Annotated in this window: 23 protein-coding genes; 6 read left to right on the plus strand and 17 right to left on the minus strand. The window is 55.7% G+C overall.

What is annotated here, in order from left to right; all coding sequences use genetic code 11:
• Positions 1–76: 76 nt before the first annotated feature.
• The 12 genes from IE102_RS08740 to trbB form a co-directional block, all read right to left on the minus strand.
• On the minus strand, positions 77–874 hold the full coding sequence (locus tag IE102_RS08740) for a restriction endonuclease (RefSeq protein WP_189486128.1): 798 nt from the start codon (positions 872–874) through the stop codon (positions 77–79).
• Between the two features lie 639 nt (positions 875–1,513).
• Positions 1,514–1,729: a DUF2274 domain-containing protein gene (locus IE102_RS08745; protein WP_189486129.1), complete on the minus strand. Its 216-nt coding sequence runs from the start codon at positions 1,727–1,729 to the stop codon at positions 1,514–1,516.
• Positions 1,730–1,731: 2 nt separating this feature from the next.
• On the minus strand, positions 1,732–2,871 hold the full coding sequence (locus tag IE102_RS08750) for a TraB/TrbI/VirB10 family type IV secretion system protein (RefSeq protein WP_189486130.1): 1,140 nt from the start codon (positions 2,869–2,871) through the stop codon (positions 1,732–1,734).
• A gap of 68 nt (positions 2,872–2,939) precedes the next feature.
• Positions 2,940–3,818, minus strand: a complete 879-nt coding sequence (gene trbG, locus IE102_RS08755) for a P-type conjugative transfer protein TrbG (RefSeq protein WP_189486131.1) — start codon at positions 3,816–3,818, stop codon at positions 2,940–2,942.
• Positions 3,819–4,499, minus strand: coding sequence for a conjugal transfer protein TrbF (gene trbF, locus IE102_RS08760; protein ID WP_189486132.1), 681 nt, complete (start codon positions 4,497–4,499; stop codon positions 3,819–3,821).
• 5 nt (positions 4,500–4,504) lie between these two features.
• Entirely contained in the window at positions 4,505–5,857 is a 1,353-nt protein-coding gene (trbL, locus tag IE102_RS08765; RefSeq protein ID WP_189486133.1) for a P-type conjugative transfer protein TrbL, read from the minus strand.
• Positions 5,858–5,862: 5 nt separating this feature from the next.
• Entirely contained in the window at positions 5,863–6,144 is a 282-nt protein-coding gene (gene trbK-alt / locus IE102_RS08770) for a putative entry exclusion protein TrbK-alt (RefSeq protein WP_189486134.1), read from the minus strand.
• Between the two features lie 5 nt (positions 6,145–6,149).
• On the minus strand, positions 6,150–6,899 hold the full coding sequence (gene trbJ, locus IE102_RS08775; protein ID WP_189486135.1) for a P-type conjugative transfer protein TrbJ: 750 nt from the start codon (positions 6,897–6,899) through the stop codon (positions 6,150–6,152).
• On the minus strand, positions 6,896–9,331 hold the full coding sequence (trbE, locus tag IE102_RS08780; protein WP_189486136.1) for a conjugal transfer protein TrbE: 2,436 nt from the start codon (positions 9,329–9,331) through the stop codon (positions 6,896–6,898). The genes trbJ and trbE overlap by 4 nt, the downstream gene beginning before the upstream one ends.
• A 10-nt stretch (positions 9,332–9,341) precedes the next feature.
• Complete coding sequence (locus tag IE102_RS08785; protein ID WP_189486137.1) at positions 9,342–9,626, minus strand: VirB3 family type IV secretion system protein; 285 nt, start codon at positions 9,624–9,626, stop codon at positions 9,342–9,344.
• On the minus strand, positions 9,626–9,958 hold the full coding sequence (locus IE102_RS08790) for a TrbC/VirB2 family type IV secretion system protein (protein ID WP_189486138.1): 333 nt from the start codon (positions 9,956–9,958) through the stop codon (positions 9,626–9,628). The genes IE102_RS08785 and IE102_RS08790 overlap by 1 nt, the downstream gene beginning before the upstream one ends.
• A gap of 1 nt (position 9,959) precedes the next feature.
• Positions 9,960–10,940, minus strand: a complete 981-nt coding sequence (gene trbB, locus IE102_RS08795) for a P-type conjugative transfer ATPase TrbB (protein ID WP_189486139.1) — start codon at positions 10,938–10,940, stop codon at positions 9,960–9,962.
• An 811-nt stretch (positions 10,941–11,751) separates the two neighbouring features.
• On the opposite strand from trbB, the gene IE102_RS08800 reads away from it, so the two are divergent.
• The 4 genes from IE102_RS08800 (at position 11,752) to IE102_RS08815 (ending at position 16,692) form a co-directional block, all read left to right on the plus strand.
• The gene (locus IE102_RS08800; RefSeq protein ID WP_189486140.1) at positions 11,752–12,933 is read left to right on the plus strand and encodes a carbon-nitrogen hydrolase family protein; all 1,182 of its coding nucleotides are present in this window, start codon (positions 11,752–11,754) and stop codon (positions 12,931–12,933) included.
• A gap of 75 nt (positions 12,934–13,008) precedes the next feature.
• Positions 13,009–14,724 carry a helix-turn-helix transcriptional regulator gene (locus IE102_RS08805; protein WP_189486141.1) on the plus strand — a complete coding sequence of 572 codons (1,716 nt, stop codon included), beginning with the start codon at positions 13,009–13,011 and terminating at the stop codon, positions 14,722–14,724.
• Between the two features lie 492 nt (positions 14,725–15,216).
• Positions 15,217–16,047: a helix-turn-helix transcriptional regulator gene (locus tag IE102_RS08810; protein ID WP_189486142.1), complete on the plus strand. Its 831-nt coding sequence runs from the start codon at positions 15,217–15,219 to the stop codon at positions 16,045–16,047.
• A 99-nt stretch (positions 16,048–16,146) separates the two neighbouring features.
• Entirely contained in the window at positions 16,147–16,692 is a 546-nt protein-coding gene (locus tag IE102_RS08815) for a YbhB/YbcL family Raf kinase inhibitor-like protein (protein ID WP_189486143.1), read from the plus strand.
• Between the two features lie 375 nt (positions 16,693–17,067).
• Here IE102_RS08815 and IE102_RS08820 read toward each other — a convergent pair whose 3' ends face one another.
• The 4 genes from IE102_RS08820 to IE102_RS08835 form a co-directional block, all read right to left on the minus strand.
• Entirely contained in the window at positions 17,068–18,567 is a 1,500-nt protein-coding gene (locus IE102_RS08820) for a hypothetical protein (protein ID WP_189486144.1), read from the minus strand.
• A gap of 238 nt (positions 18,568–18,805) precedes the next feature.
• On the minus strand, positions 18,806–19,213 hold the full coding sequence (locus tag IE102_RS08825; protein WP_229807658.1) for a CopG family transcriptional regulator: 408 nt from the start codon (positions 19,211–19,213) through the stop codon (positions 18,806–18,808).
• A 5-nt stretch (positions 19,214–19,218) separates the two neighbouring features.
• The gene (locus tag IE102_RS08830; RefSeq protein ID WP_189486146.1) at positions 19,219–21,213 is read right to left on the minus strand and encodes a conjugal transfer protein TraG; all 1,995 of its coding nucleotides are present in this window, start codon (positions 21,211–21,213) and stop codon (positions 19,219–19,221) included.
• Positions 21,214–21,756: 543 nt separating this feature from the next.
• Complete coding sequence (locus IE102_RS08835; RefSeq protein ID WP_189486147.1) at positions 21,757–22,800, minus strand: hypothetical protein; 1,044 nt, start codon at positions 22,798–22,800, stop codon at positions 21,757–21,759.
• A gap of 336 nt (positions 22,801–23,136) precedes the next feature.
• Here IE102_RS08835 and IE102_RS08840 point away from each other — a divergent pair, with 336 nt between their 5' ends.
• On the plus strand, positions 23,137–23,373 hold the full coding sequence (locus IE102_RS08840) for a type II toxin-antitoxin system TacA family antitoxin (RefSeq protein ID WP_229807659.1): 237 nt from the start codon (positions 23,137–23,139) through the stop codon (positions 23,371–23,373).
• Positions 23,370–23,909 carry a GNAT family N-acetyltransferase gene (locus tag IE102_RS08845; protein WP_189486149.1) on the plus strand — a complete coding sequence of 180 codons (540 nt, stop codon included), beginning with the start codon at positions 23,370–23,372 and terminating at the stop codon, positions 23,907–23,909. The genes IE102_RS08840 and IE102_RS08845 overlap by 4 nt, the downstream gene beginning before the upstream one ends.
• 60 nt (positions 23,910–23,969) lie before the next feature.
• Here the strand turns inward: IE102_RS08845 and IE102_RS08850 are convergent, their stop codons facing one another.
• Positions 23,970–24,311 (minus strand): helix-turn-helix domain-containing protein, encoded by a 342-nt coding sequence (locus IE102_RS08850; RefSeq protein ID WP_189486150.1) that lies wholly within the window; start codon positions 24,309–24,311, stop codon positions 23,970–23,972.
• Positions 24,312–24,474 lie beyond the last annotated feature (163 nt).

Genomic DNA, 24,474 nt, shown 5'->3' on the forward strand with positions numbered 1-24,474 from the left:
TGATGTCTACCGCGATTCCTAAAAAAAGTAATGTTCTTTATTTGTTCCATTTCGTCAGTGATATTGCCCGATGCTGTTATCCTTGGTCTTTCAATATCCAGTCCATGACGTGATTGTAGTCCTTTAGATCCAAGAACCATTCAGCGGTGTGTTTTGTAGCTGCGAACTTTTTGGCGCCGGCTGTAAATTCCGAAGTCGTCGCTAAAATTGCTTTATTGGCCCCTTCGTTCATCTGAACGCCAAACAAGCTCCGAACGAGCCCAACCCCCACCTTGTTTTGCGGTGCGTACTTTTTACACTCAATTATATATTTGCACGGAATACCCATATCGTTTCGCAGAGCGATAACGTCCCGTCCTCCGTCGCGCGAACGCTTGGTCAGATCGACGACAAAGCCATTATTTTTGAACACGTGAGCGATTATTTCTTCAAACTGACGGGGGTCGATATCGTGGATTAGATTGTGACGTTTTTTAATCTCAAGGATTAATTCCGCTACTCCGTCATTCAGGTGGCCGACGATCAGCTTTCGTTCCGGTACAATTAGGCCACTTTCAGATTTATCTACCGTCTCATAATCGTAATCTTCGTCATGAAAGGAGAAATCGACTAAGGGGACACCTTTAACGATCGTTACGCCTGTTGGATGATATTCAGCGTAGTTTGGCATACCAACTGGATATTCAGACGCTTCATACTCGATCTCGAATGGGCTTCGGCATTGCGGACAATGAGCTCCAATCGCACCGTGGTAGAATACTTCAAGCCCCATTCCACGTTCATCAGCGCCATCTTGCTGCACATTAAGATCGTCCCCATCAACCTCAAAAAGGTGAGCGCATCGCTTACATTGAACAATGATTGTTTTGTCCATCGCTAAAATTCTCACTAACGGTCCAGGCACAGGCAGTATAGATCGATACTGATTGGAAGGATGTTCGGCGGCAAGTTTAGGATGGCCCGCTAGTTCGAACTTATCAATCGAAAAGCTTGGATGATACCGAGGATCGCCGACCGTTACCTATATCCACACTGTACCATTGGCGTGGTCAACCTCCGGCGGCGGTGGCTTGACGGAGCGCGGCCGCCTTTTAGGTGGAGCCTTGTCTATCTTGCTATTCGTCTCAGGATCGGGAGCGCTATCCGGCAGGGAGTCTGAAGGGATGTCCTCAGGTTTGTCTTCAGGATTTCCAGTGTCATGGTTCGGCATTCGACCACTCTTCGAGTTAGGTTAGCACGATGTGCGATGGTTGTTTGCGGGGCCGCTTGAACCAGCTCCTCATCATTGCAAGCTATTGAGTTAGAAGGCCGCTCGCTGTGGCAATCACATTAATTATTCCCGGTAAGGGTGGTATTAATAAAATTGCACGCAACAGGATAGTTTAAATCCCTAATTGATGGCAGACGTTGCAAACGGCTCCGCTTTGATGATTTTTTAGGCAATAATTGGCGACTATTGTGTCATTTCCGTGCGACGGTTGGGACAAACCTTTCTCGTCAGCACAACATAAATCTATCTTCGCCGCAGTTTTGAAAAGGCTCTGTCGGTTCCGATAAACTTGTCGATCATCGGCGCAATTAATTTCACAGGGTCGGGTTTCGCCAGAGCTGTCTCGCTTGCAAGCGCCTCCGCATAGGCTTCGAGACTGCGGTAGGTAGCGGCGGGCAGTTCTACGGTGATTTTGACCGGTTTATCATCCGTGAGAGGACCGAGCTTGAGACGTGACATGACTATGGCTCCTGCGGGGCGAGAATAAGATCCTTGGTCAGGATTATCCGGACAGGGTGGCCAGGCCTTACCGTCAGGGTCGGCTGCACGTTCAGTTGGCGCTCGACCACCTGTTGGCCGACTTTATCAAACGTGGCCTGCGCGCCGTCTTTGAGAGCCTTCAGGATGGTGCTTTCGTCATCACTGGCGAGTTCAGCACCAACACTCAGAAGGCTCGTCAGCGCTGCCGCTTTGACCATACCGCCCCAGTGGTAATCGGTCCGGTCCGAGAGGCCGGCAAAGCCCTGACCGTCGGCAGCGGATTGACGTTCGAGCACGATCGATTGGCCTGTCGGGAATATCAGGCGGGTCCACACCAAGAGCACGCGGGTTTGACCGAACGCGACGGCATTGTCATATTGCCCGACCAGACGCGCACCCTGCGGTATCACCACATAGCGACCCGTCAGACTGTCATAGACATTTTGGGTTACCTGAGCTGTCACCTGCCCGGGCAGGTCTGAGCGTATACCGGTGATGAGGGCTGCCGCGATAACGCTGCCGGCTTGAAGGATGTGGGGTGACGGCGGGTTTACCAGTCGCTCTTCCGAGACCACACGCTTGTCCGTTGTTTGACTTAGGAACGCGACCTGTCGATCTTGCGCAGTCGCTATGGCGGGGACTACGCGACTAAGCGGATGGGATGCGAGATCGGACACCGGCAGCGGCGGTACATATACCGGAGTTGCGGCGTCCTGCGATTGCGCGGCGGTGGCCGTACCTCGTGCAAATATCTGGCTCGATATGGCGGCGTCATGTTCCTGGTCAACCCGCTGCCTTCGCTGTGCGTCCGGGCCATCGAGCGTCGAGGTGTTGCCGTTCGCCATCACCGGTGGGGCAACTTCTTTGCCTTGAGACCGGGCGGCTAAAATGGGACCGCCCAGGTCACCCGGTAGGGGCGCGCCTAGTTGCGGGATTTCTGAATAGTCCTTTGGAAGGCCTGCCAGCTTTTCAGATTGGGTTTTTGTCTGTGTGGGCGCGGGCGATTTCTGAGATTGGGACGGTTTGGCAGCCTGATCCTTGAGGGCGACGATCACGGCAGCCCCCACGCCGAGACCGGCGACGAGGCCTAACCCAGCTAAGGCCTTTCTGGAAAGACGCATCACGGGTTTTGGTTTTGGCCGCAGACGCAGGTCAGGTGTTTGAAGTGTGGCGGAAGGCGTCGTCTCGGTCATGGCATTTTCCCTTCTACACGGGTGATCCGCACGGCCTTTTGGCTTTTTTTATCGCCGAGCCGCATCTCCGCGGCGCTAAATATCCGGTCAACGATCAGGTAATTTCGGCTGATGCGATAATTGACGAGTTCGCTGGATCGGTCCGGTCCGACCAAAAATAGGGGAGGCAGTTCACCCTGGGCTATGTTTGCTGGCAATTCGATGTAGGTTTTCTTTGCGTCATCGAACGCGCGGATAGGCCGCCACGGTGTTTTATCGCCATCGATCCTGTAGTTAAAATTCAGCGACTGAATATCCAGGCCAGTAGCGATGGGTGCGGCCGCGGCCTCTATGGCCGCCCGTCGCTGAACCGCGATCAAATCATCCTCGGTGTATCGCCACGACACCGAGGCCATGTAGGTGTTTTGAAACGCACGTAACTCGATATGGTAGGTGCGACGGTTGGTGTTGATGACCAAATTGGTGCTGAGTCCGATACGGGTCGGCTTGACCAGGATATGGACTTGTTTGCCATCGCCGACGCCGCTTACCGTATCGCCAATGACCCAGCGGGCCGTGTCTCCAGCCGCTACGGGCCCGGTCCCGGCAAGTTCCTCGCCCGGCTGCAGGGCAATATCGGTGATTTTGCCGACGGCGGTATAGACTTGAAACAAGCTGCCTTGCGTGTACGCATAGGTCTGCGTCGCGTTGATGAAGCCTTCCGGTGCGGGTTGGACGCGGGCCGCTGTGTTCGCGGCCCGTACATTGGCCGCAGGCAGGTATAGCCCATTGTAGGCAGGCGCTTTGGGCTTGGCGGGTTTAGCGAAAGCTGAAGGGCCGGGAATAGACGACATGGCTATGGCCGTCAGCAGGAGTGCACGTTTGAATAGGGTCATTTACGAGAGTTCCTTGGACCAGTTAAAGGCGTTTATGTAGATGCCGAGCGGATTCCTGCGCAGGCGTTCGGGATCGCGTGGGGGCTCAACGACAAGCGTAAGAATGGCAGTCCAGCGTTCTGTGCTGGCGATCTGCCCGCTGGTGTACGTACGTTCGGTCCAGCTCACACGAAAGCTATCGGGCGAAGCACGGATCACGCTGGAGACCTCGACGGCGATCTGTTGCTGGCCGACTTTGGCAAACGGGTCGTTGGTTTGCGCATAGCCGTTCAGTGCCGATGCACCTTTGTCCGTCATGAACTCGTAGGCCTTCAGCCAGTTTTGGCGGACGATGATCGGGTCGGACGAGACGGCGCGCACATTGCCAATAAAGGCCGCAAGGTGATAAGCAATCTGGCTATCAGAGGGTTTGTAGTCCGCCGTGGCGGGGGCGACGGCTTGAGTTTGGCCGAGGGTATCGACCTCAACGACCCAGGGCGTGATCGTTCCGCGCGCCCCCTGCCAGACCAGAGCCGTCGCCAGACCGCCGACGAGGGCCAGGCAACCAAACGCCATCAGGCGCCAGTTTTTGGCTTGAACGCGGGCTGAACCGATGCGGTCATCCCAGACTTGAGCGGCTCGCTGGTAAGGCGTTTCCGGCTGTGGTGTTTCGCTATAGCGGGTAGAGGTTCGCTTAAACATGGTGGTTATTGACCTTCATTGAGATTAGGGGAATGGCCGGCGCCGCCGCCATCGCCGGACCGCACAGCGTGGGTGAGCGTATTCATGCCGTGCTGGAACGATTGTGAGCGTCTCATGCGCTTGGCCCATTCGGGCGTGGACGTGGCGTTTGTTGAACTGGCTATTGGCGAAGCTGCGGGCTCGCCTACCGTGCCCCGCGTGGATGCGCCGCCGCTTGCGGTGAATGCTGACCGTGCACCGCTTTTGAAACCATCGGACATGGCGCCGCCGGCGTTTGAAAGCGCGCGCTGAAGGGGAGATATGGCGGTTTTGGCCGTAGTCTTGGCTACACTGGCCATGCCACCGGCAACGGCAGCGCCGCCTTCCTTACCCAGAGCGCCAAGATTGTATGCGGTCGAGGCGCCGCCAGCCAGGGAGGCACTGCCTCTGGCAGCGGCCACCCCGCCCGAAGCGATCGCGGCAAGGCCGCGCCCGGCCATGCCAAGGCCGGCACCAGCGGCCATCATGGCGCCGCCTGCCGCTAAGCCCGTCCCGATGGCGGCGCCAGCACCCAGTTGAGGTCCGCCGGAGACCAGCCCGTTAGCAATGCCGGGGCCAAAAATACCAAGTCCTAACAGGGTGAGCGCGGCGAGCACGATCGCCATAGCGTCTTCAACGGTTGGCGCGGCCGTGCCGTAATCCTGAACGAAGGTATCAAACAGGGTTGAGCCAATGCCGACCACGACGGCTAGCACCAGAACTTTGATGCCGGACGATACGACGTTGCCCAAGACCTTTTCAGCCATAAAGGCGGATTTACCGAAGAGACCAAAGGGGATCAGGACGAAGCCGGCCAAGGTCGTCAGCTTGAACTCGATAAGCGTAACGAACATCTGTATGGCGAGAATGAAGAAGGCGAGGACGACAATGGCCCAGGCCAGCATCAGACAAATAATCTGAAGGAAGTTCTCAAAGAAGCTTATAGCGCCCATCAGATCCGAGGCGGCTTGTAACAAGGGCGCGCCCGCGTCCAGGCCCGTTTGCGCGAGCTTGCCCGGTCGTAAAAGGTCGGCGACGGTAAAACCTGTGCCCGAGGCCTTCAGCCCCAAACCGGCAAACGAATTAAAGATGATCGCCGACAGGGCGTTCCAGTTGCCTATGAGGTAGGCAAAGGCCCCGATGAAAAGCGTCTTTTTGACCAGGCGCGCGATAATGTCATCATCGCCGCCCCAACTCCAAAACAAGGCTGCGAGCGTTACATCGATGACGATTAATGTCGTTGCAATAAAGGCGACTTCGCCGTGCAGAAGGCCGAAGCCGCTGTCGATGTATCGCGTGAAGACTTCGAGGAAGTGATCGATGACGCCGGTGTTGGTCATGGCGGTTATTGACTCGTGTTGGCGGTCATGGCGGTCTGGCCGAGGAACTGATCGCGGCCTTCCTGCCACAGCCTGCGGCAGGCATCGTTCGGGGTGGCCATCAAACGGCAGCGTTTCAGCTCCGCACGTAAAGGTTCAGGATCTGCGGTGGGCGCTTCGGGAATTTCCAACGACAAGCTTGGCGTGTTGTCGTGTGAGCTGCCGAGTTGGAACGCGGCGAGAGCTACAATCAGAATGCCGAGAGCAACGGCAGATAGACGGATCAAAGATTCCGATATCATCATCATGCCCCCTAATTGCCGTAAAACATTTGGGCGGCCCCTGGCTGGTAGCCGGAAGTGCTGTTCAGGAAGCGCTTGCGTTGCTCGCGTCCTTGCTCGGCGGCGGTCGCCGCTTCGGCCGCCTTCAGGGCGTCCGCTCGCCCGTTGGCGGCGAGGATGGTGGTGAGATCAGCCAGTTGCTGGGTTTGGAGGGCCAATATCTGGTTGCCGGCTTGGGTTGCAGCCAGCGCGCCCGTTGCGGATTGACTGGCAGACACAAGTGCTGACATTTGTATTTGAGTGTCATCGATATTGCCGACAACGGTCGCCTGGGTGCGCAGCGCGTCCTGCAGACCACCAACTGTATTTGCCCAGCGCGTCTTGGCATCTGTGATCATCGCGCGGTTGGAGGCCGTCAAAGAGACGGAGCCGTATATGGATTGAAATGCTTCATCGATGCGCGCGACGTTGTAGGCGATATTTTGCGCCTGGGCGATGAGTTGCCGCGTCCGGTTGATGGTTGTCTGCAGTTGCGACAGCGCAGAATAGGGCAGGTTCGCCAGATTCCGGGCCTGATTAACCAGTGACGTGGCCTGGTTCTGTATCATCGTAATCTGGTTGTTGATCTGTTGCAGGGCACGCACGGCGGACAGGACGTTCTGTACGTAGTTAGCCGGATCATAGACCGCCAATTGCGCATCAGCGGCACCGGGCAGAGCTACGGACCCGGCAAGACATAGTGCGCTGGCTAGGAGGGCGCGGCGCTTCGTATCTATCGTCATGGCATACGCTCCATATTGTTCAGTTGGGGGATGAGGTCGGCAGCCCAATCGAGGTCACGATGTCTCAGCCAGGCCGCCAAAAATTCGCCTGGGCCGTGCTCGGCGATGATCCGCGACGCATGTACCTGGTCGGTCTTTGATGAGGCGGCGCATAGGGCGATGGCGATGGCATTCAGCCCAAGCTCAAAAAGTCGATGTCCCTGGCGGGATTGAAGGTAGTAATCCTGCTTGGGACGGGCGTGAGCGATCAGTTGAATCTGCCGATTGTTCAGACCGAACCGTTGGTAAATGGCGGAAATTTGTGGCTCAAGCGCATTTGGATTAGGCAGAAACAGGCGCGTTGGGCAGCTTTCCATCAAAATGGGGGCTATAGCGCTGCCTTCGATGTCAGCCAGGCTTTGCGTGGCGAAGACCACGGAAGCATTACGCTTGCGCAAGGTCTTCAGCCATTCCTTTAGTTGATCAGCGAAGGCTGGATCATCGAGCGCCAGCCAACCCTCATCAATAATAATGAGGGTTGGGCTGCCATCGAGGTGATCACCAATACGATGAAACAGATAAGACAAGACGGCCGGTGCGGCGGGGGTGCCTAAAAGCCCTTCTGTCTCAAACACCTGGACCCGGTTACGTCCCAGACTTTCACTGTCCGCATCGAGCAGACGGCCGTGTGGACCTTCCAGGCAATAGGGCGCAAGTGCCTGCTTAAGTGCTTGGGACTGGAGTAATACCGACAGGCCAGTAAGGCTGCGTTCGGCCACCGGGGCTGTAGCTAATGAATTCAGGGCTGACCACAGCAGCGCCTTAACATCAGGTGTGACCTCAATGCCATCGCGCGTAAGGATACCGGCGATCCAGTCTGTGGCCCAGCTTCGTTCCTCGACATCGTCGATGCGGGCCAACGGTTGCAAACGCACGGACGCCCCGGTGTCGGAATTTCCATTGCCCAGATCGTACCAGTCGCCGCCCATGCCGTGACAGGCCACACGCATCGAGGCGCCAAAATCGAAAGCAAACACTTGGGCAGAGCTGTAGCGACGAAATTGCAGGGCCATCACCGCCAGTAAGACGGACTTTCCAGATCCGGTCGGGCCGATGATGAGGCTGTGGCCGACGTCGCCGACGTGAAGGGATAACCGGAACGGGGTCGAGCCCTCGGCCTTGCCGAATAGCAGAGGGGGGCCTGCTAAATGCTCGTCCCGTTCCGGACCCGCCCAGACCGCCGATACCGGCATCATATGGGCGAGGTTCAATGTCGATAAAGGCGGCTGACGCACATTGGCGTAGACGTGTCCGGGTAGGCTCCCCAGCCAGGCATCGACGGCGTTAAGGCTCTCCACCGTGCAGGTGAAGTTGCGACTCTGGATGACCTTCTCCGCCGCGCGTAGTTTTTCATCCGCGATCCGGCGATCCCGGTCCCACACTATAAGCGTGGCCGAGACATACGCCATGCCGGCTAGGTCGGCGCCTAGTTCCTGAAGCGCCAGATCAGCGTCCTGAGCCTTATTGGCGGCATCGTTATCGACGAGGCTTGAGGCCTCGTTGGTCATGACTTCCTTGAGTATGGCACCGATCGATTTGCGCTTGGCAAACCATTGGCGCCGCACCTTGCCCAAAAGCCGTGCCGCATCGACCTTGTCCATCAATATGGCGCGGGTGGCCCACCGGTACGGGAAGGCCAAGCGGTTTAAGTCATCGAGTATGCCAGGGGCGGTGGTGGTTGGAAAACCAGTTATGGTCAGGACGCGGACATAGGCTTCGCCCAGCATCGGGGCTAGCCCGCCCGTCAGGGGGCGGTCGGCGAGCAGGACATCCAGATGCATTGGGGTTTCTGGCACGCGGACACTGTGCCGGTTGGTTGACACTGTCGAATGCAGGTATGACAGCGTTTCCGCGTCATCGAGCCAGCGGCATTCGGGCATAAACCCGGTGAACTGGTTCAAAAACCGCTCGCATTGGTCGCGGAACGCTTCAAGATGGTCGTGACCGTGAGCCGCCGCGCCAGTCCCACCCTCAAAAAGCCAGCCTTCACCCTTCGCCGTCAGATCCTCAGGGGGCAGGAAGAGGAAAGTCAGGAAATACGCGGATTCAAAATGGGCGTCGGCATCTTCAAAATCGGCCTTACGTTCGGCATCTACCAAAGCCGATGCCGCATCAGGGAAGCGTGAATCTGGGTAAACGCTGGCGGCTGAACGTTGGGCTTCGACGAAGATGGCCCAGCGCGATCCCAATCGCCGGAAGACGCTATTGAGCCGCTCGGCTACGGCGGCCAGTTCCGACGGGACCGAACTGTCAAGATCTGGACCGCGAAACCTTGCCGATCTCTGGAGCGAGCCATCCTTGTTTAGGACGATGCCATCGGCGACCAGAGCTGCCCAGGGCAGAAAATCTGGAAGATATGAAAAGTGGCGGCGATATTCGGCCAGGTTCATCATGGTCTTATCCTTAAACGTCAAAATAGGTGGGAAGGCGCAGATGGCGGCGAGCGACTTCGACGAACATCGGGTCGCGTTTGGCGGCCCAGACTGCGCAAAAGTGACCGATCAGGCCGAGTGCAATGCCGGCAAGCCATAGGCGAAGACCGAGGCCCAGGGCCGCGGCCAGTGTGCCGTTGATAATGGCAATGGCGCGAGGCGCGCCGGCCATGAGCATCGGCTCCGTTAAGGCGCGGTGAACGGGGGCTTGTAGCCCTGCAAATCCAGTCTCGACGTCATCTGCACCAAGCCGCATCAGATCAATGCCCCGCCGCCGAAAGAGAAGAAGGTCAGGAAGAAGGATGACGCGGCAAAGGCTATCGACAGACCAAAGACGATCTGGATGAGTTTGCGGAACCCGCCGGAACTATCCCCGAACGCCAGGGTAAGGCCGGTTACGATGATAATGATGACAGAGACGATCTTGGCGACCGGCCCTTGGATGGATTCCAGTATTGATTGGAGCGGGGCTTCCCAGGGCATGTTGGAACCGGCCGCGAGCGCAGGCGTGGAGGCGGCGAGGGCGAGAACCGATGCGGCCAGAATGTAGGTAGCGCCGCGTGGGGTTATGGATAGGTGTTTGATCATATCAGGTGTCCGTTGAAATCAGGGTTGCGGGAGATAGGCGGTATTCGCCCGTGGCACTGAGGCCATCGACGCGGGCGAGCTCGGTCAGGCGGCGGTGACTGCCGCGACCTGAAAGAACGGCGATAAGGTGGATCGTTTCACTGATCAGCGGACGCGGCACGGCGATAACACCCTCCTGGATCAGGCTTTCCAGGCGACGTAGGGCGCCCAGCGCCGATCCGGCGTGGAGCGTTGCGATGCCGCCCGGATGGCCGGTGCCCCAGGCTTTCAGAAGGTCGAGGGCTTCGGGGCCGCGTACCTCGCCTATTGGGATTCGGTCAGGGCGCAGACGAAGGGCGGACCGGACCAGATCTGATAGGGTGGCCACGCCCTCCTTGGTACGCAGGGCGACCAGGTTCGGCGCGGTGCATTGAAGTTCGCGGGTGTCTTCGATCAGCACGACACGGTCAGACGTCTTGGCAACTTCTGCCAGCAGAGCGTTGGTTAGCGTTGTCTTGCCGGTGGATGTGCCTCCGGCGACCAGAATATTGAGCCTCTCACGCACGCCATGGCGCAGGACCTCGGCCTGATCGACTGTGATAATGCCGGTGGTGGTGTAGTCGTCCAAAGTAAAAACCGACACGGCTGGCTTACGAATCGAGAATGATGGTGCTGTCACCACTGGCGGCAGGAGACCTTCAAAGCGTTCGCCCGTTTCAGGCAGTTCTGCCGATAATCGGGGGGCGGCCGCGTGCACCTCGGCGCCTATGTGGTGTGCGACCAGGCGGATTATGCGTTCGCCGTCGCTGGCGCTGATGCGCAGACCGGTGTTTTCAAGCCCGCCACGCAATCGGTCGATCCACAGGCGACCGTCGGGATTGAGCATGACTTCAACAATAGTCGGATCGTTCAGGAACGCGCTAAGGTCCATCCCCATGGCCGATCGCAACATACGAACGCCGCGACTGAGGATCTCAGTTTGGAGACTGGAATGGCTGGACATGAAACCCCCGTTGGCAATGGCCTGGACTGTCGGGGATCATTAGAAGAAGCAGGATTTGGGCGGTGGCAACCACATAAATTGGGGTGTAGGGCCATGGCGAAGTAATAGAAACCATTGCGTAAACTATTCCGCCGATTGATGGGTAGGCGACAGAAAGAAAACTCGTGGTGGACGTCCGAACTAGACCACGGTGGGCATAACCCTGTGTTGCCTATCGAACAATTCGTCCGTCAGACAGCGATACAGCGGCAACTGACGTGACCGTCTTTTTAATAAGTGGCATCGTCGGCATAGTCGTTCATTGGCTAAAGTCTGACTTTCAAGGACAAAATAGCTCGGAACAGATGGCTGTTAGGCTTGCCAGCGATGTTACAAAGAGTGCCATTAACTGCGACAAGAAATCAACTGGGTCGGCGACAGAAGTTATCATCACCAAGGCGATATTAGTATAAGTGCAATATAGCAATCGTTTGAAAATTATTGCTGTGACAATGGTTTAGTAGGGCAGGGCTATTGCGAAAATGCCGAGCAACGTCAAGAGGAGATAACTGGTTAATTTTTCTATTGAAAAGTGAGTATGAATAAACCTATGATTGTCAGATCGCGTGCTATTTTAGGCGGACAACGGCGAATGGGGACGTCGTGAGCGAAGGTCCGAGGGTTGGATTTCCCTATACGGGTTGGGGCGGACACTTTGACAAATTTCTACGGTTGGGACCTCGCGGTTCGGGGTTTACAGGTTGACTTGAGCGGCTTGGGTGCGGGGGTTGAGCGTCGCACGGAGTTGGCAATAGTTCTGACTTGGATGTGCATGAAATCGGGAAATTCGCAGGTTCAACGCGTCTTTAAAAAGATACCGCAGGCTGAAATCGATACGGCGCAGACACGCGCCGATAAGAAAATCGATAGTCCAAGTTTCAATTTCAGACCGGACTTCACCGACCTTCGGTCGCTTCTTATCTCCGTCGCGGCATTTCTGCGCGCCCTCGAAGCTTTGCATTTAAGCGGACATCAAGCGGATGAACCGGCGTTTCCAAAGGACTGGTTGATCGAAAATGGCAAGGTGTCTGCGTATCTTATCCCGTTAGGCAAACGGTTGTGGTGCAAAGACAGTGGCGCTTTTCTTTTGCGGGGCTTGAAAAAACATAGGGTCGTGCCGGCTAAGGTCGATGGTTCCGACGTCAAACCCATTCGTATCGACAGCCTCGAGCTGGCCGACAGGGACATGCGATTTGGAGCGGCTCTTTTTCCCGCGCTAACCGTCATTAAAGACGAAACCCATGACAGTTTTATTATTACGGGTGTAAACTGTAGTGAAATGAAGGGTGTTGTGGGAGAAGCTCTCAAGCAATCCTTTATGTCGGGATGTATCGCGACCATGTTCCCCGAGCTTACGATTGATCTAAATACCCGCTGTGAGATTGAAACCCTTCTCATCCGCAAGCCGTGGTTATATGGCGAGGATGGCGAACGCGCCGAGGTCGTTAACGGCTTGCCTCGGACCCCTGCGATGATTGTTGCGGGCTCGTGGCACGAGGCTGTTGGTGAGGCGTATCAGAATGTGGCGACCATATATGGTGGCAATGGTAAGCCTTTAGTTCGTTATACCAAGCGCTCGATTTTCTCGGATGAAAACGATCGGAGCGAGCGGATTGAGTGCGGCGGCGAATTTGTGCTGCTTGTTCTTGATGATGCGTTGATAGCATTTGGAATTTGTTTGGATTTTTGTAATTTGGAACAGCCCTCGCCATATGCAGAATTGTCGGCTGACCTCATCCTTGTTCCCTCTTTTGGAAACCGGACGACAATGGCGGGGCATATAAACAATGCGCAGCAAGTGTTGATTCGCCAAAAGAGCCGAACCTTCGTCGTGCAGCAAATGGACAAGCTGGAAGGTGACTTTCTTGGCTACGTGCTTCCGCCGGCCCTAAAGATTCAGGATAACGCCGACCTTTTGCGGGTGGGCTCGCCCTGGAACCTAATTACTGTATGATTTTTTTAACTTCCCGTTGACTTGTTGTTCATATTGACCAATGTAAAGTGTTGTGAAATGAACCGGAATATTCCCATGTCTCAAAGCTCCGCAACTCTTCAAAGCTCGTTAAATGAGCTGTCCACCGGCGATCTTGACATCCGCAAGGCCCGGGAGGTGGTTCACAAGGCCATCGAAGTGGGGGATGAGATGTTGCAGCGCATCTATACGGCGTTGCGCGGCCTTGCCTGGCGGATGATTCGTGCACGCGAGGTCCCGGCTGACCTGCCTGAATGGCATGACGTCTGCACGCATGCGGCAGCCATGATTCGCTTCAAGGGCCGGGAGGACATCGCCGAGAGGATTGAGACCCTTGCCGAACTCATCGCGCAAACGAGTCGCTTCAACGATTTTCAACCGCTCGATGAGGTTCTCGGACGTTTGCATGTGGCGCAGATACTGAAGACACTTGCCCGTCACAAGGGCAAAGCAAAGCGGTCCGTTCTAGCCAAGGCCAGTGATTTGGGTGACGCGAATTTGTCGCGCGTCATCGCCGTTCTCATTGCCCACGGCCTTGTCGAACGTCAGCGTTCCGGCAAAGAAGCCGTGCTATCTCTTACATCGGCCAGTCGCCAGATCCTGCACCGAATAGGCGTGCAGGCGTCGTCACGACCGGCAGCGGACCAGCCGTTGGTGTCGGAACTCGACCTTGCCACGATATGGTGGAATGTCGATGGAGACGTTTTGGGTGCCACGGATGCGTTCAAGGAACTCCTCCGCGAGCTTGGTTACCTTCCGGCGGAGATGCCGACCAAGGCCGTGTGGGCGAAATGGATATCGGGAATCATACTCGGCAACCGGGGGGATGACGCCTCGGACGGAGTATCCTTGCAACTGGCCGAACATATTTGGGTGAAGTACCTCGAAAAGCGGTTAGCTGATGGTGTTGTGGTAGCTTGTCTAGTCGATATTAGTGCCGAGGGCGCCGCAGAGGCTCGCCTGCGCAAGGAGTTGGGCAACAAGATTGAAGACAATGCCATTAAGGCCGAAGAAATAACAAAACTCAGGCAGCAAGTCATCGATGCCGAGTTGGAGGCTTCGCGTAATCACCGTCGCTTGCTTTCGGTTAAGAACGCCGTGGAAAATCTGAGAACCGAATTGCTCGTCAGTACGGCTTCAATTGCAAGTAATGTGAAATCACTGCAGGTGGAGGAGGGACTCTATGAGTGGAGCAAATCCTTTCATACGCTCGACGCGCAAATTAGTGCCATCAAGACGGCGATTCAGCATTTTCTGGTTGTCCCCTCAACGGACAGCGAACCTCGTATTGACTTGGGAGGTACGCTCAATTCGGCCAGGCTCATTGAGGAGTCGATGGTGACTGTCAATGCGTTGGCGGGTGCGGAGTTCGAATACTGGAATGTCGAGGACGCAATGCTCGCCAATTGCCGTATCGACAACTCTGCAATGGCGGTGCTGGGGAATGCTATGCTTTTCTATGCACGTGACAACAGCTCGGCGCATTTCGTGGTGCGGCCGACCATCCATGATATGAGTCTGGTAATCGGTCTGTTTCTCAAAACCGCCAAGATGAAGCACGCGCCTCGACATTCGCCTGACCGCAACACCCATCAGCAAGACATCAACACGCGGTATACCTATGTTCGCGACATCGCTGAGGCCTCTACGGGCATAGTCTACGCTGAGCCAAATAATGAATCGTCGCACTCCGCGTTCGTTGAGGTGAGCTTTCCAATTGTCAGCTTGGAGGGAAGTCACGCCACGCATGTACTGGAGCAAGCTTCGGGGTAATTGCGAGGTCTGACAGCTTGACCACGTGTTGTCCCTCGGTCATCAGCCGGCCGAGATGGCCTGTCCTCCGGGAGTGTTCTTTAAACGGTAACCCGTCTTTCCGAAGGTTTACCTTCTAGGCTTGGTATGGCCGGCACAGCACACCTCGCGCTGTCGGATGTGCGAAATTGTATCCCGAGGTTAAAGCATTGTCCGTCGTGCCACTTTTCCACACATTATGTGATCATCCCGCGGTGGGTCGCCCACCAAGCTGTTGCCGTGGGAGACGGCGACAGAAACCAGAGGGTTCAATCCGTAGGATCTGAAGTTGGCATTCCTGGTCCTAGACAAGGAAGAAAATGGTGTACTGTTCGGCTATTGTCCCGCTCATCGTCGCGGGAGGATCGGCGCTATACATGAAACGTCAGGCAGGTGGTGCAAACACGACATGACTACGGGATGGGGTGACGGATTCAACTTGCCGCGGCTCAATCCCCTGTCTTAATCTGGGGTATGAAAGCGCTACATAGGCCATTTGAGTTTGACGAGGTGCGTGAGACAAGCCCTGATCCTGTCTCAATCCTGACGATCACGCAGGCGACAGCAGCGACGTTTTCTGAACTTTTTATCGGGCTCACCTTTCTCTGTTTCATCCAGTCGGGATCGAAGCGCGTGGCCTGTCCGATAAACGGCGAGATGATCGGACAGGAAGGCGACCTGTTTATCTTCCCGCCAGGCGCAATGGTCACGCTGGAAAACCGCCCGTTGCTGAATGCGACCTATCGCGCCGAGGGCGTCTATTTTACGCACGGGATGATCGAAAAGGTGTTCGCGGATCAACGACAACCCAGCGGATCGTCGGGGGTACAGCTGGTTCGCGCCGGTCCACACCAACCGAGTGAAATCCTCAGCTTAATAAAGAACACTCTTGCCGACGAGGCGCTGCCTTTGGCAATCCGACAGCATCGTCTGTTGGAGCCACTGATTTGGTTGCGTCATCAGGGGATTGTGCTGTCTATCCAGGAAGACGAGCAGCCGTTGAGCAAGGTACGCAACTTGATCGAAACTGATCCAAGCCTGCCCTGGAAAGCCGCTGATGTCGCGGGGCATTTTGCCATGAGCGAGCCCACCTTCCGGCGTTGGCTGGCGAAGTCAGGCAGCGGCTTCTCCAAAATTCTTCAGAATACACGCCTGGAAAAGGGTCTGACTTTACTCCAGACCACCAAAATCCCCGTCTCTCAAATCGCGATGGACTGCGGCTTTACAACACCGTCCCATTTTTCGGATTCGTTCAGGAGAAGGTTCGGTATCAAGCCAAAAGCCGTCCGTTCAGCGGAAAATTGATCGTTTTTCGATAGTTTATGAGCGGCGCATGGAAGCCGCCCAGACTTACTCTTGTTACCTTAAAGCACGCTCATCACATCTATAAAGGATAATGTGGACATGCTTTTGAAAGCTCTACTACTTGGGGCGTTTGCCGGGGCCATCGGCACCCAGGCCTCCGCTGAGGCGTTCAAACTCTCGAGTTCAACGATTTCTGAGGGTGGCAAGCTTGGTCTTGCTCAGGTATTCAAGGGCTTCGGCTGCGAGGGTGGCAACGTATCGCCTGACCTCTCATGGTCAAATGCGCCGCAAGGAACTAAAAGCTTCGCCGTCACCGTTTATGATCCTGACGCACCAACGGGCTCGGGGTGGTGGCATTGGAATGTCGTGAACATTTCGCCAAGCGTCTCGTCGATAAAGTCCGGTGCCAGCGCAACAGGCACCTTACCTGCCGGAGCCGCCCAAATTAAGAACGACTATGGCGCATCGGCTTTCGGTGGCGCTTGCCCCCCGCCAGGCGAAGTGCATCGTTACATCTTCACGGTCTACGCGCTGGGTGTAGATAAGCTTGATCTGCCAAAGGACGCCAGCAATGCTTTGGCGGGATTCATGATACGGGCCAATGCGATCGACCAGGCCAGCATCACGGCTGTCTATAATCGCTGACATCCCTTCAATCAGGGGATTGGTCACGAAGCTCGACTGCACGTACGGAGCAAGGCCGAATACGCAATCATGGCGTTTTTGAAGAGTGAAGACACGGGGCCAGTCTCCGACTTCCTCTCTTTTCAATCGAGCCGTTTCACGGCGGCCTAAGCTCAACGAGATCGTGGCCATCTAGCTTGGCCTCATTTGCAAGCATGCCGCCGGCCATCCCGGCAAGCAGCGTGAAGCCCATCAGTATCGCCAAAGGTAGCCAACGCCGGATAACGAGGCGCTGCAACGGCGCGACCATTTTGACACCCTGCCGTGACAAATTGCCGATCTCCGTTTGCACATTATAAGGCGAGTAACGCAGCCACACTGGTCCCGATGTAGCTTCTATTCGCACGTCATGGGCGGGTTGCCTCCGAGGTCCAGAATGTCCTTTCGGGCTTTCAGGCAATCCAGGTACGCTTTGTTGGTGGTGTTTGCGAAACCCACCGCGCCGGATGCTGCCGTGTTGGCGGCCGTCTGGGCGGTATTGGCCGCTGTTTGAACCGTAGTGGCCGTCGCTAAGCCGCTTTGCAGCGAGGCAAGACCTTTGTCCAGGGTTGAGGTCTGCGAGGGGCTGACGCTCTTGATGGTGCCGTCGGGCCATAGCGCCAAGGTAAGGGCGCTATTCCGGAAAGGCTTATTTTTTAGCGGGATAATCTGACGCGAACCAAACTGAGGCAGAGCAATGTTGTCGGCCTCCGCGATAACGCCATTGACCACACGGATTGTGTCGGCCGACTGAGCGGGGCAATCGCCTTTGCAAATGCTCAATTTTACAATGGCGGGGCTTCTGAGGACCAACCCCTCCGCGACGTATTTGCGATGGGGGATGGCGGGTAACGCGTGCACCGTCCCTTCGGGCACGGACCAGGGTTTTGGCGTGAGTTTGAGGGTGATTTTTTGCAAAGGGCTCGGGAGAGGCTTTTTGTCTCTGATCCATTGGTCCTGAATAGTCGCGACGGCGAAGTCGGTGATGACAATCTGGCTTTCGGCAGCGGCAGGCTCCCAGAGGTAATCGGTTTTCAGGGTCAGGTTTGCCCCCTTAAGCTTGGAAATCTTGTCGTTCAGATCGGCGATTTTGGTCGCATAATAGAGTTCAACCGTCGCCAGGTTTGGCTGCGATGATTTGCCAGTCTCCGGCGCGTCCGCGTCTTCCAGGTCTTCTTTGCGAGCCGTGACCGGTTTCATCAACGTCTCTAACGCCTTAAGACGGGCCTCCTGGAGTTCGGCCAGTTCGGCCTTGAGGTCATGCACCTTGTAGAGCGCCTTGGCCGTGTCCTCGTTGAGGAGTGCATCACATTTTGTCGTTGGCAGGACAAAGCCCGGCTTTTTGATCAGCTCCTTCAGCAGCGCTTTGTACCTGGTCTGACTAAGCGGGGTAACAGAGGGAATTTTCAAACCCGCCAGGGTCACTGTGGCGCCAATGGCATTCCCGATCACCGCGCCGGTGCTGTCATTGATGGTCCCATTGGCGCCAGACAGGGTCTGATTGGCATTGGTGTCGATGGTTATCTTGGCGTCCTTAAACCATCCCTGCATGTCAGAGGGCTTAATGAAGTAGCGCTCTTTTTCGTCCTGAATGGTAACGGCGGTTGCGGAAACCGTGGGGGATATTTTTATCACAGCATCTGCGGGTTTGCCGTCCGGGGTTTGCTCTGTGCATTCCAGTTCGAAGGTTGCCAGAACATCGATCCGCGTCTTGGGCAGGATGTAGACGATCGCATCTTCTTCAAACTGTTGGGGAGCCTTATCGGAGGCGACTTGATAGGACTTTAGGCTTACGCAGCCGGCGAGCATGATGCCGAACATGATACAAACGACGGACCCAACCTTACGCGCGCTCATCTTGCCCTCCCAATTTCAGTCAATGTTAAATGCAAATCTCTCCACTTGTTTGTTAGCTAAGAAAACACAACCGACGGGGGAATGCAACCGAGTTAAGATTTGATTAACCTTTGGCGACGTGATTTCGCGAAACTGTGGTGCAAACGCAGCAAAACCTGAGTTCATGCCCTCAACACCCTGCCGCGTGCGCTGAGATACTGGCAGGGCCAAGGCTGGATCGGATGGCATATCGCCAAGATTAGCCGCCGCTATTGGGACTATCAGACTCGATTTCCTGCCAGGCGGCGGGCCCTTTGGCCAGCCTTTGACCTAAGGCGCGCATGAAGGCCTCGTATCTTTCTGCCGAGGTGGCATTAGCTGCGAGTTGGGCGGGTTCGGGGAGCGGGGGTGCGGTCGTTAGCCAGAAACGCACGAACACCATCAAGGCCTCGCCGGTTATGCGGTTGTCGCGCTCAAGGCGTAGGAGGCTGCGTTCCAGTCGCACAAACCTTTTAATCAGGGCGGCTTCGCGTTCGTCCGGGTTGACGAATGCGGCTATGGAGGCTTCAGCGATGAGCGACAGGGACTGGTTGTGGCGCGCGGCATAGGCCTGCAAGCCGTCCAATATGTCCTTGTCGAGATAAACTGACAGACGCGCTTTTTTCATGGGCATCACAGCTCCACACCGTCGTTAGGATCGAGAGACGCCTGGCGCGCCAGGTCCATTTGCCGCTGTTGAGCCCTTGCTGCCCCGGCCAGTTGGTCGTCGTCTTCATCAGGGTTCTCGAACTGAAACTCCAGATTTGCGGGGCGGACTTTAGGCTTGCGCGGATCGAGTTCCGGGACGCGACGTAACTCTGTTCCTGATGGAGAACTGCCTTGGGGTGAAGTCTTTGCGCCTGTCGACACGGCGACGACAGCTTTTGGCTCCGGTGCCGGGATGGCCGGCATATAGCTCCAATCATCTGTTTGGACGCGTTTGGGTAGCTTACCGGGCAGCGGGGGCGGCAGGACCCTTTCGCGCAACTGCGCGTCCTCGAAATAGCGAGCTTTCTTCGCGCGTATGGGGGGAATGCCCGAAACCATGACAATCTCATCGTCGGGTGGAAGTTGCATGACTTCACCCGGCGTCAGGAGGGGGCGTGCGGTCTCGGAGCGCGAGACCATGAGGTGCCCAAGCCACGGACTTAAGCGGTGGCCGGCATAGTTTTTCATCGCGCGCATCTCGGTCGCGGTGCCCAGCGCATCTGACACCCGTTTCGCCGTTCTCTCGTCGTTTGTGGCGAACGAGACGCGGACATGGCAGTTGTCCAAAATGGAATTATTGGCTCCGTAGGCTTTTTCGATCTGGTTCAGGGACTGGGCGATCAGGAACGACTTCAGGCCGTAGCCTGCCATAAAGGCCAACGCGCTTTCGAAGAAGTCGAGCCTCCCCAATGCTGGGAATTCGTCGAGCATGAGGAGTACGCGGTGGCGCTTCTTGTGATGAAGGTCCTCGGTGAGCCGCCGCCCAATCTGATTGAGGATGAGCCGGATGAGGGGTTTAGTGCGGCTGATGTCGGAGGGCGGAACGACCAGATATAGAGTGGCGGGCCGGATGCCATCGACCAGATCGGTAATGCGCCAGTCGCAGCGCGCCGTGACGGCGGCGATGACAGGATCGCGGTAAAGGCCAAGGAACGACATGGCGGTAGACAGGACGCCAGAGCGTTCATTGTCGGATTTGTTGAGCAACTCGCGGGCGGTTGACGCCACGACGGGGTGAGGGCCGTCCTCGCCCAGATGCGGGGTGGTCATCATAGCCCGCAGGGTGACTTCGATCGTTCGTTTGGGATCGGATAAAAAATTGGCGACACCGGCCAGGGTCCGATCCGTTTCGGCATAGAGGACGTGCAGGATGGCGCCGACCAACAGGCTATGGCTTGTCTTTTCCCAATGATTGCGACGCTCCAACGACCCTTCCGGATCGACCAGGACGTCAGCAACGTTCTGGACGTCCCGAACCTCCCATTCGCCGCGGCGGACTTCAAGAAGCGGATTATAGGCTGCCGAGCCAGAATTGGTCGGGTCAAACAACAGCACCTGTCCGAAGCGCGATCTGAAGCCAGCCGTAAGTTGCCAGTTCTCGCCTTTAATGTCGTGGACGATGGAACTGCCTGGCCATGTCAGAAGGGTGGGAACGACCAATCCCACGCCTTTGCCAGACCTAGTCGGGGCAAAGCAGAGCACATGCTCCGGGCCATCGTGGCGCATGTAGGTATCGTCGTAGCGACCCAACAGGACGCCGTCCGGGTTCAAAAGGCCCGACTGCGATAAATCTTTAGGCTCGGCCCAGCGTGCCGACCCATAAGTTTCAGCGTCCTTGGCCTCGCGTGCCCGCCATACGGAAATGGCCAGAGCGGCAATAACAGCGGTAATTCCGCCTGAAGCTGCGATATAGGCGCCCATTTCAAAAATCGCCGGCGCGTAAGCATCAAAGGTGAACCACCACAAAAAAAAGAGGTGAGGGTAGTAGATGGGGACTTCAGCTAGATGGAACCATGCGGGTCCAAGTTGTGGTTGAAATCCGAGGCGCCAGGCCGTCCACTCAGTTGCGGCCCAGACGCTCATCAGCGCGAACATCATTACGATGATGACTTGGCCCCATAGGATTCTGGTCGCGTTCATTAGCAGCCTCGGAGTGACAATATACCAAGGTTTGCATGATTTCAGCACAAGGCAATGGTTGACAGGAACCCGTCGAAACATTGGCGGCTCTGGCGTGGGATAGGATGATCGGCGTAAATTTGCCGCCTAAAAGAGGTGTTGCCCTATTCTTCAGTCCACGGGTTGGCGAGATCCATCTGTTGTGGTTTAACGGCCGACTACTGAACTGCTTTTGCTGAGATGATGCTGATGAGTGTACGCCTGTATGATAGTGCCTGGGTTATGGTTGAGGGCAGCGACGTGCCAATGGCTGTGCGCAAAGACCTCCGCAATTTGGCGAACTTCAGGGTTGGCGAATTCACGTATGACATCGACGGCCGGGCGGTCGCAGATCAAATCGGCACTCCCGCGATCACAGCGATATTAAGTCTGCAGGCGGTTCAGGAGGCCAAGCAGCGCGGTGCCCTATAGGGTCAAACGGCCGTACTCTTATGGGAACGGCTTGCCTCGCTGAAAGCGGAACCGGCGTTTTTTTTCCAGCCGCAGCGAGGGACGGGTTTATAATCAATCGGCGCTTTCCCCAGCCCCAGTCCATTCCCTGTCGACCTCGATCCAAATGCCATGTTCCCAGACGCTGGTTCTTACGCCAAAGCCATTCAAGAGGCGCTCAAGGATGCCCTCAACCTCGTCATAAATCTCCATTCCTGTCCATGCATCGAGGGACCAAAAGGGTTCAACCGATTTTTGGCTCGCCTCAATCAACCATCCGCTCGGCAGGTTTTTGAGCGCGTCTAATCGCTGCCGGTATTCTTCGTAAAGGGCAGGGTGTTCATCGATATTTTGTTCTATGTAATCGTAATGACCTAAAGCGTAACCAAGACATTGAAAGAGGAATTTCAGGCGACCCGCCACGCTTTCCCAGAAGAGCTCAAGATTGTCGTGAACGAAAAACGCTGTCCGGGCAGCCTCCATCTGCTCTTCTAGGTCACGGAGCGGACCCTCAAGCATATTGATCAGGTGCAGGCCGTCCGCAGGTGCCGCCCAAGCGGCTGCGCGCTGCGCGCAATATTCCGATTGGAGAGGATTAACAATGGGCTGGAGATTTCGATCGCGGCCGTCGCGCGGTAAAGCAGATTGCCACCCGCCAGGATAGCTACGCGAGAACACCCTGGTGTCGTGGACATGCCTTAGCTCGTGAACGAATGTCAATAAAGATGCAGGCTGGGACTCGTGGCCTTGCGAAAATATATTCTGCACAAGTCCAACATAAATTACCACTTCACTCCATATGTCTTCGTCAATGATGACGTTGCGCGCCATCGCCAATCCAGTGCCGTACTCATTGTCTGTTGGTTCACCCGGGCCTACAAGCTCGCCATGGCTGGTTGATGCGGTCGCTGCGTTGTAATCAGTTGTTACAATGAGCGCCTTCAGGCGGCTGAGATCAAGAATCGTGGACAGTTCGCGCGTTAAATTCAACAGGCTATTCGCAAATGCTCTCGCATCGACTTCGTCGCCCGTTGTCCATCCATCAATTGAAATACTAAACGACTCGGGGAGTGACATCACATGCTCATCGGTCGGCTCATCTTGCTCAGAAATATCCATCAACCTTATCACCCCAAAACGGCCCATTTGAATAGAAGGGTTTCGATGCCGAAGATACCATGATCCTAGCCTTCAAAGTATCCAATTGGACCGGAGGGTGTCCATGAGCTGTGGCGTCCAACAAACGTCCATTTCGATGGGTGTATGTACCCCGCTGACAAAAGCGCGCTTCGCTGCGCCATGCCAACGTTTGTGCATTTTCATATAGCTACGATACGCTTTCAATTCCTATACCTTGACAAAATCCATCAAAAACACGATCTAATGTGTATTGAAGTCACATAAGAGTATCGTCTCATGCCTAGAGTAAGTAATGAGAGCAACCCAAGATTCACAATGGAAATTCCGCCATTGGAGAAAGCGCGTCTGTTGCGCGCGGCAGCGCTCGAACACACTACGCTAAAAGATTTCATGCTGCGCAATGCGTTGAATGCGGCAAATTCTGTGATCGAGCGTGCTGAGCACATTGCGCTGTCAGAACGTGATACGGAGAAGGTACTTGATCTCCTTGATAATCCGCGTGAACCGAATGCGAATATGGTCGCCGTTCTAAAGGGGCGCCGGGGCAATTGACGACCTTTCCGACCTGGCATGAACTAGCCATTGATAAAGATCACGACCGTAAAGGGTTTGACTGCGGTCAGGCGGATCTAAACCTTTTTATTGCGCAATATGCCCGTCAGTCGCATCAAAGCGGTTCGGCAAAAACATACTGTGCGATTGATGACGCTGACGGTAAATCCATCCTTGGATTTTATACGATCAGTCCTGGACAGATAGATCTTCATCACGTTCCTTTGGCGGCTCGACCCGGCGGCGGCGGGCATCATGCCCTTAGTGGATACCGCCTTGCACGACTGGCGGTATCGAAAAAACATCAGGGGCAAAGCCTCGGCGGTCATCTCCTGGCGAACGCCGTTGAACGCTGCATCAAGGCGTCGCGGGAAGTCGGTGGGACAGCGTTGTTAATTGATGCCAAGGATGAGGCTGCCGCCAAATGGTATAGCAGATACGGCGCCTTCCAATTGGAAGACCGGCCCTTGTCTCTTGTCATTACCTATGCCGAGTTCAATAGGGCGCGCGCCGCTGCCGGCCTACCACCCCTCTAACCAATCGAGGATCAAACACTCCGCATCTCGCTCACTAAGTAACCACCTTTAGGTTTTCGTTTATTGGCGCATTCTCTTTTGGTTGGTCCTCAAAAATGCGGTTAAGTGACGTATTTCATCGGTTGAAAGTTCGAGGATTAAATTGACGAGTGCTGACGCGAGTGGCGACAGCATTGGGTCGTTTGCGTCGATCTTAAATAGGTAAGCGGGATGAACCTTAAATGCTTTAGCTAAGGCATTAATATTGTTCGTGGTTAAACTCGTTTCGGCCCGCTCGATTTTACCAATCGTTTGTACAATAAAGCCGGATTTCTCTGCCAGATCTCCCCGGCTCCAGCCTTCGGCCTTTCGTCGCAGCGCGACGATCTTCCCAAATTCGATTTCCAGTGGATCTTTAGCCATCCCAAAAGGTTAGCGCGACAGGTGAAGGCGGAAAACCAACTATTAAGGTACAAATGGAACGCAAAGAACCTTGATAAGGTACATTTTGTACATTATGGTGGTGCTAATGACCCTGAATTACACACCGAAAGTAGTCATGGCGCGGCCGTGGGTTCCAAGGGGC

This window comes from Asticcacaulis endophyticus (genome assembly GCF_014652575.1).
In the GTDB taxonomy this organism is placed as follows: Bacteria; Pseudomonadota; Alphaproteobacteria; order Caulobacterales; family Caulobacteraceae; genus Asticcacaulis; species Asticcacaulis endophyticus.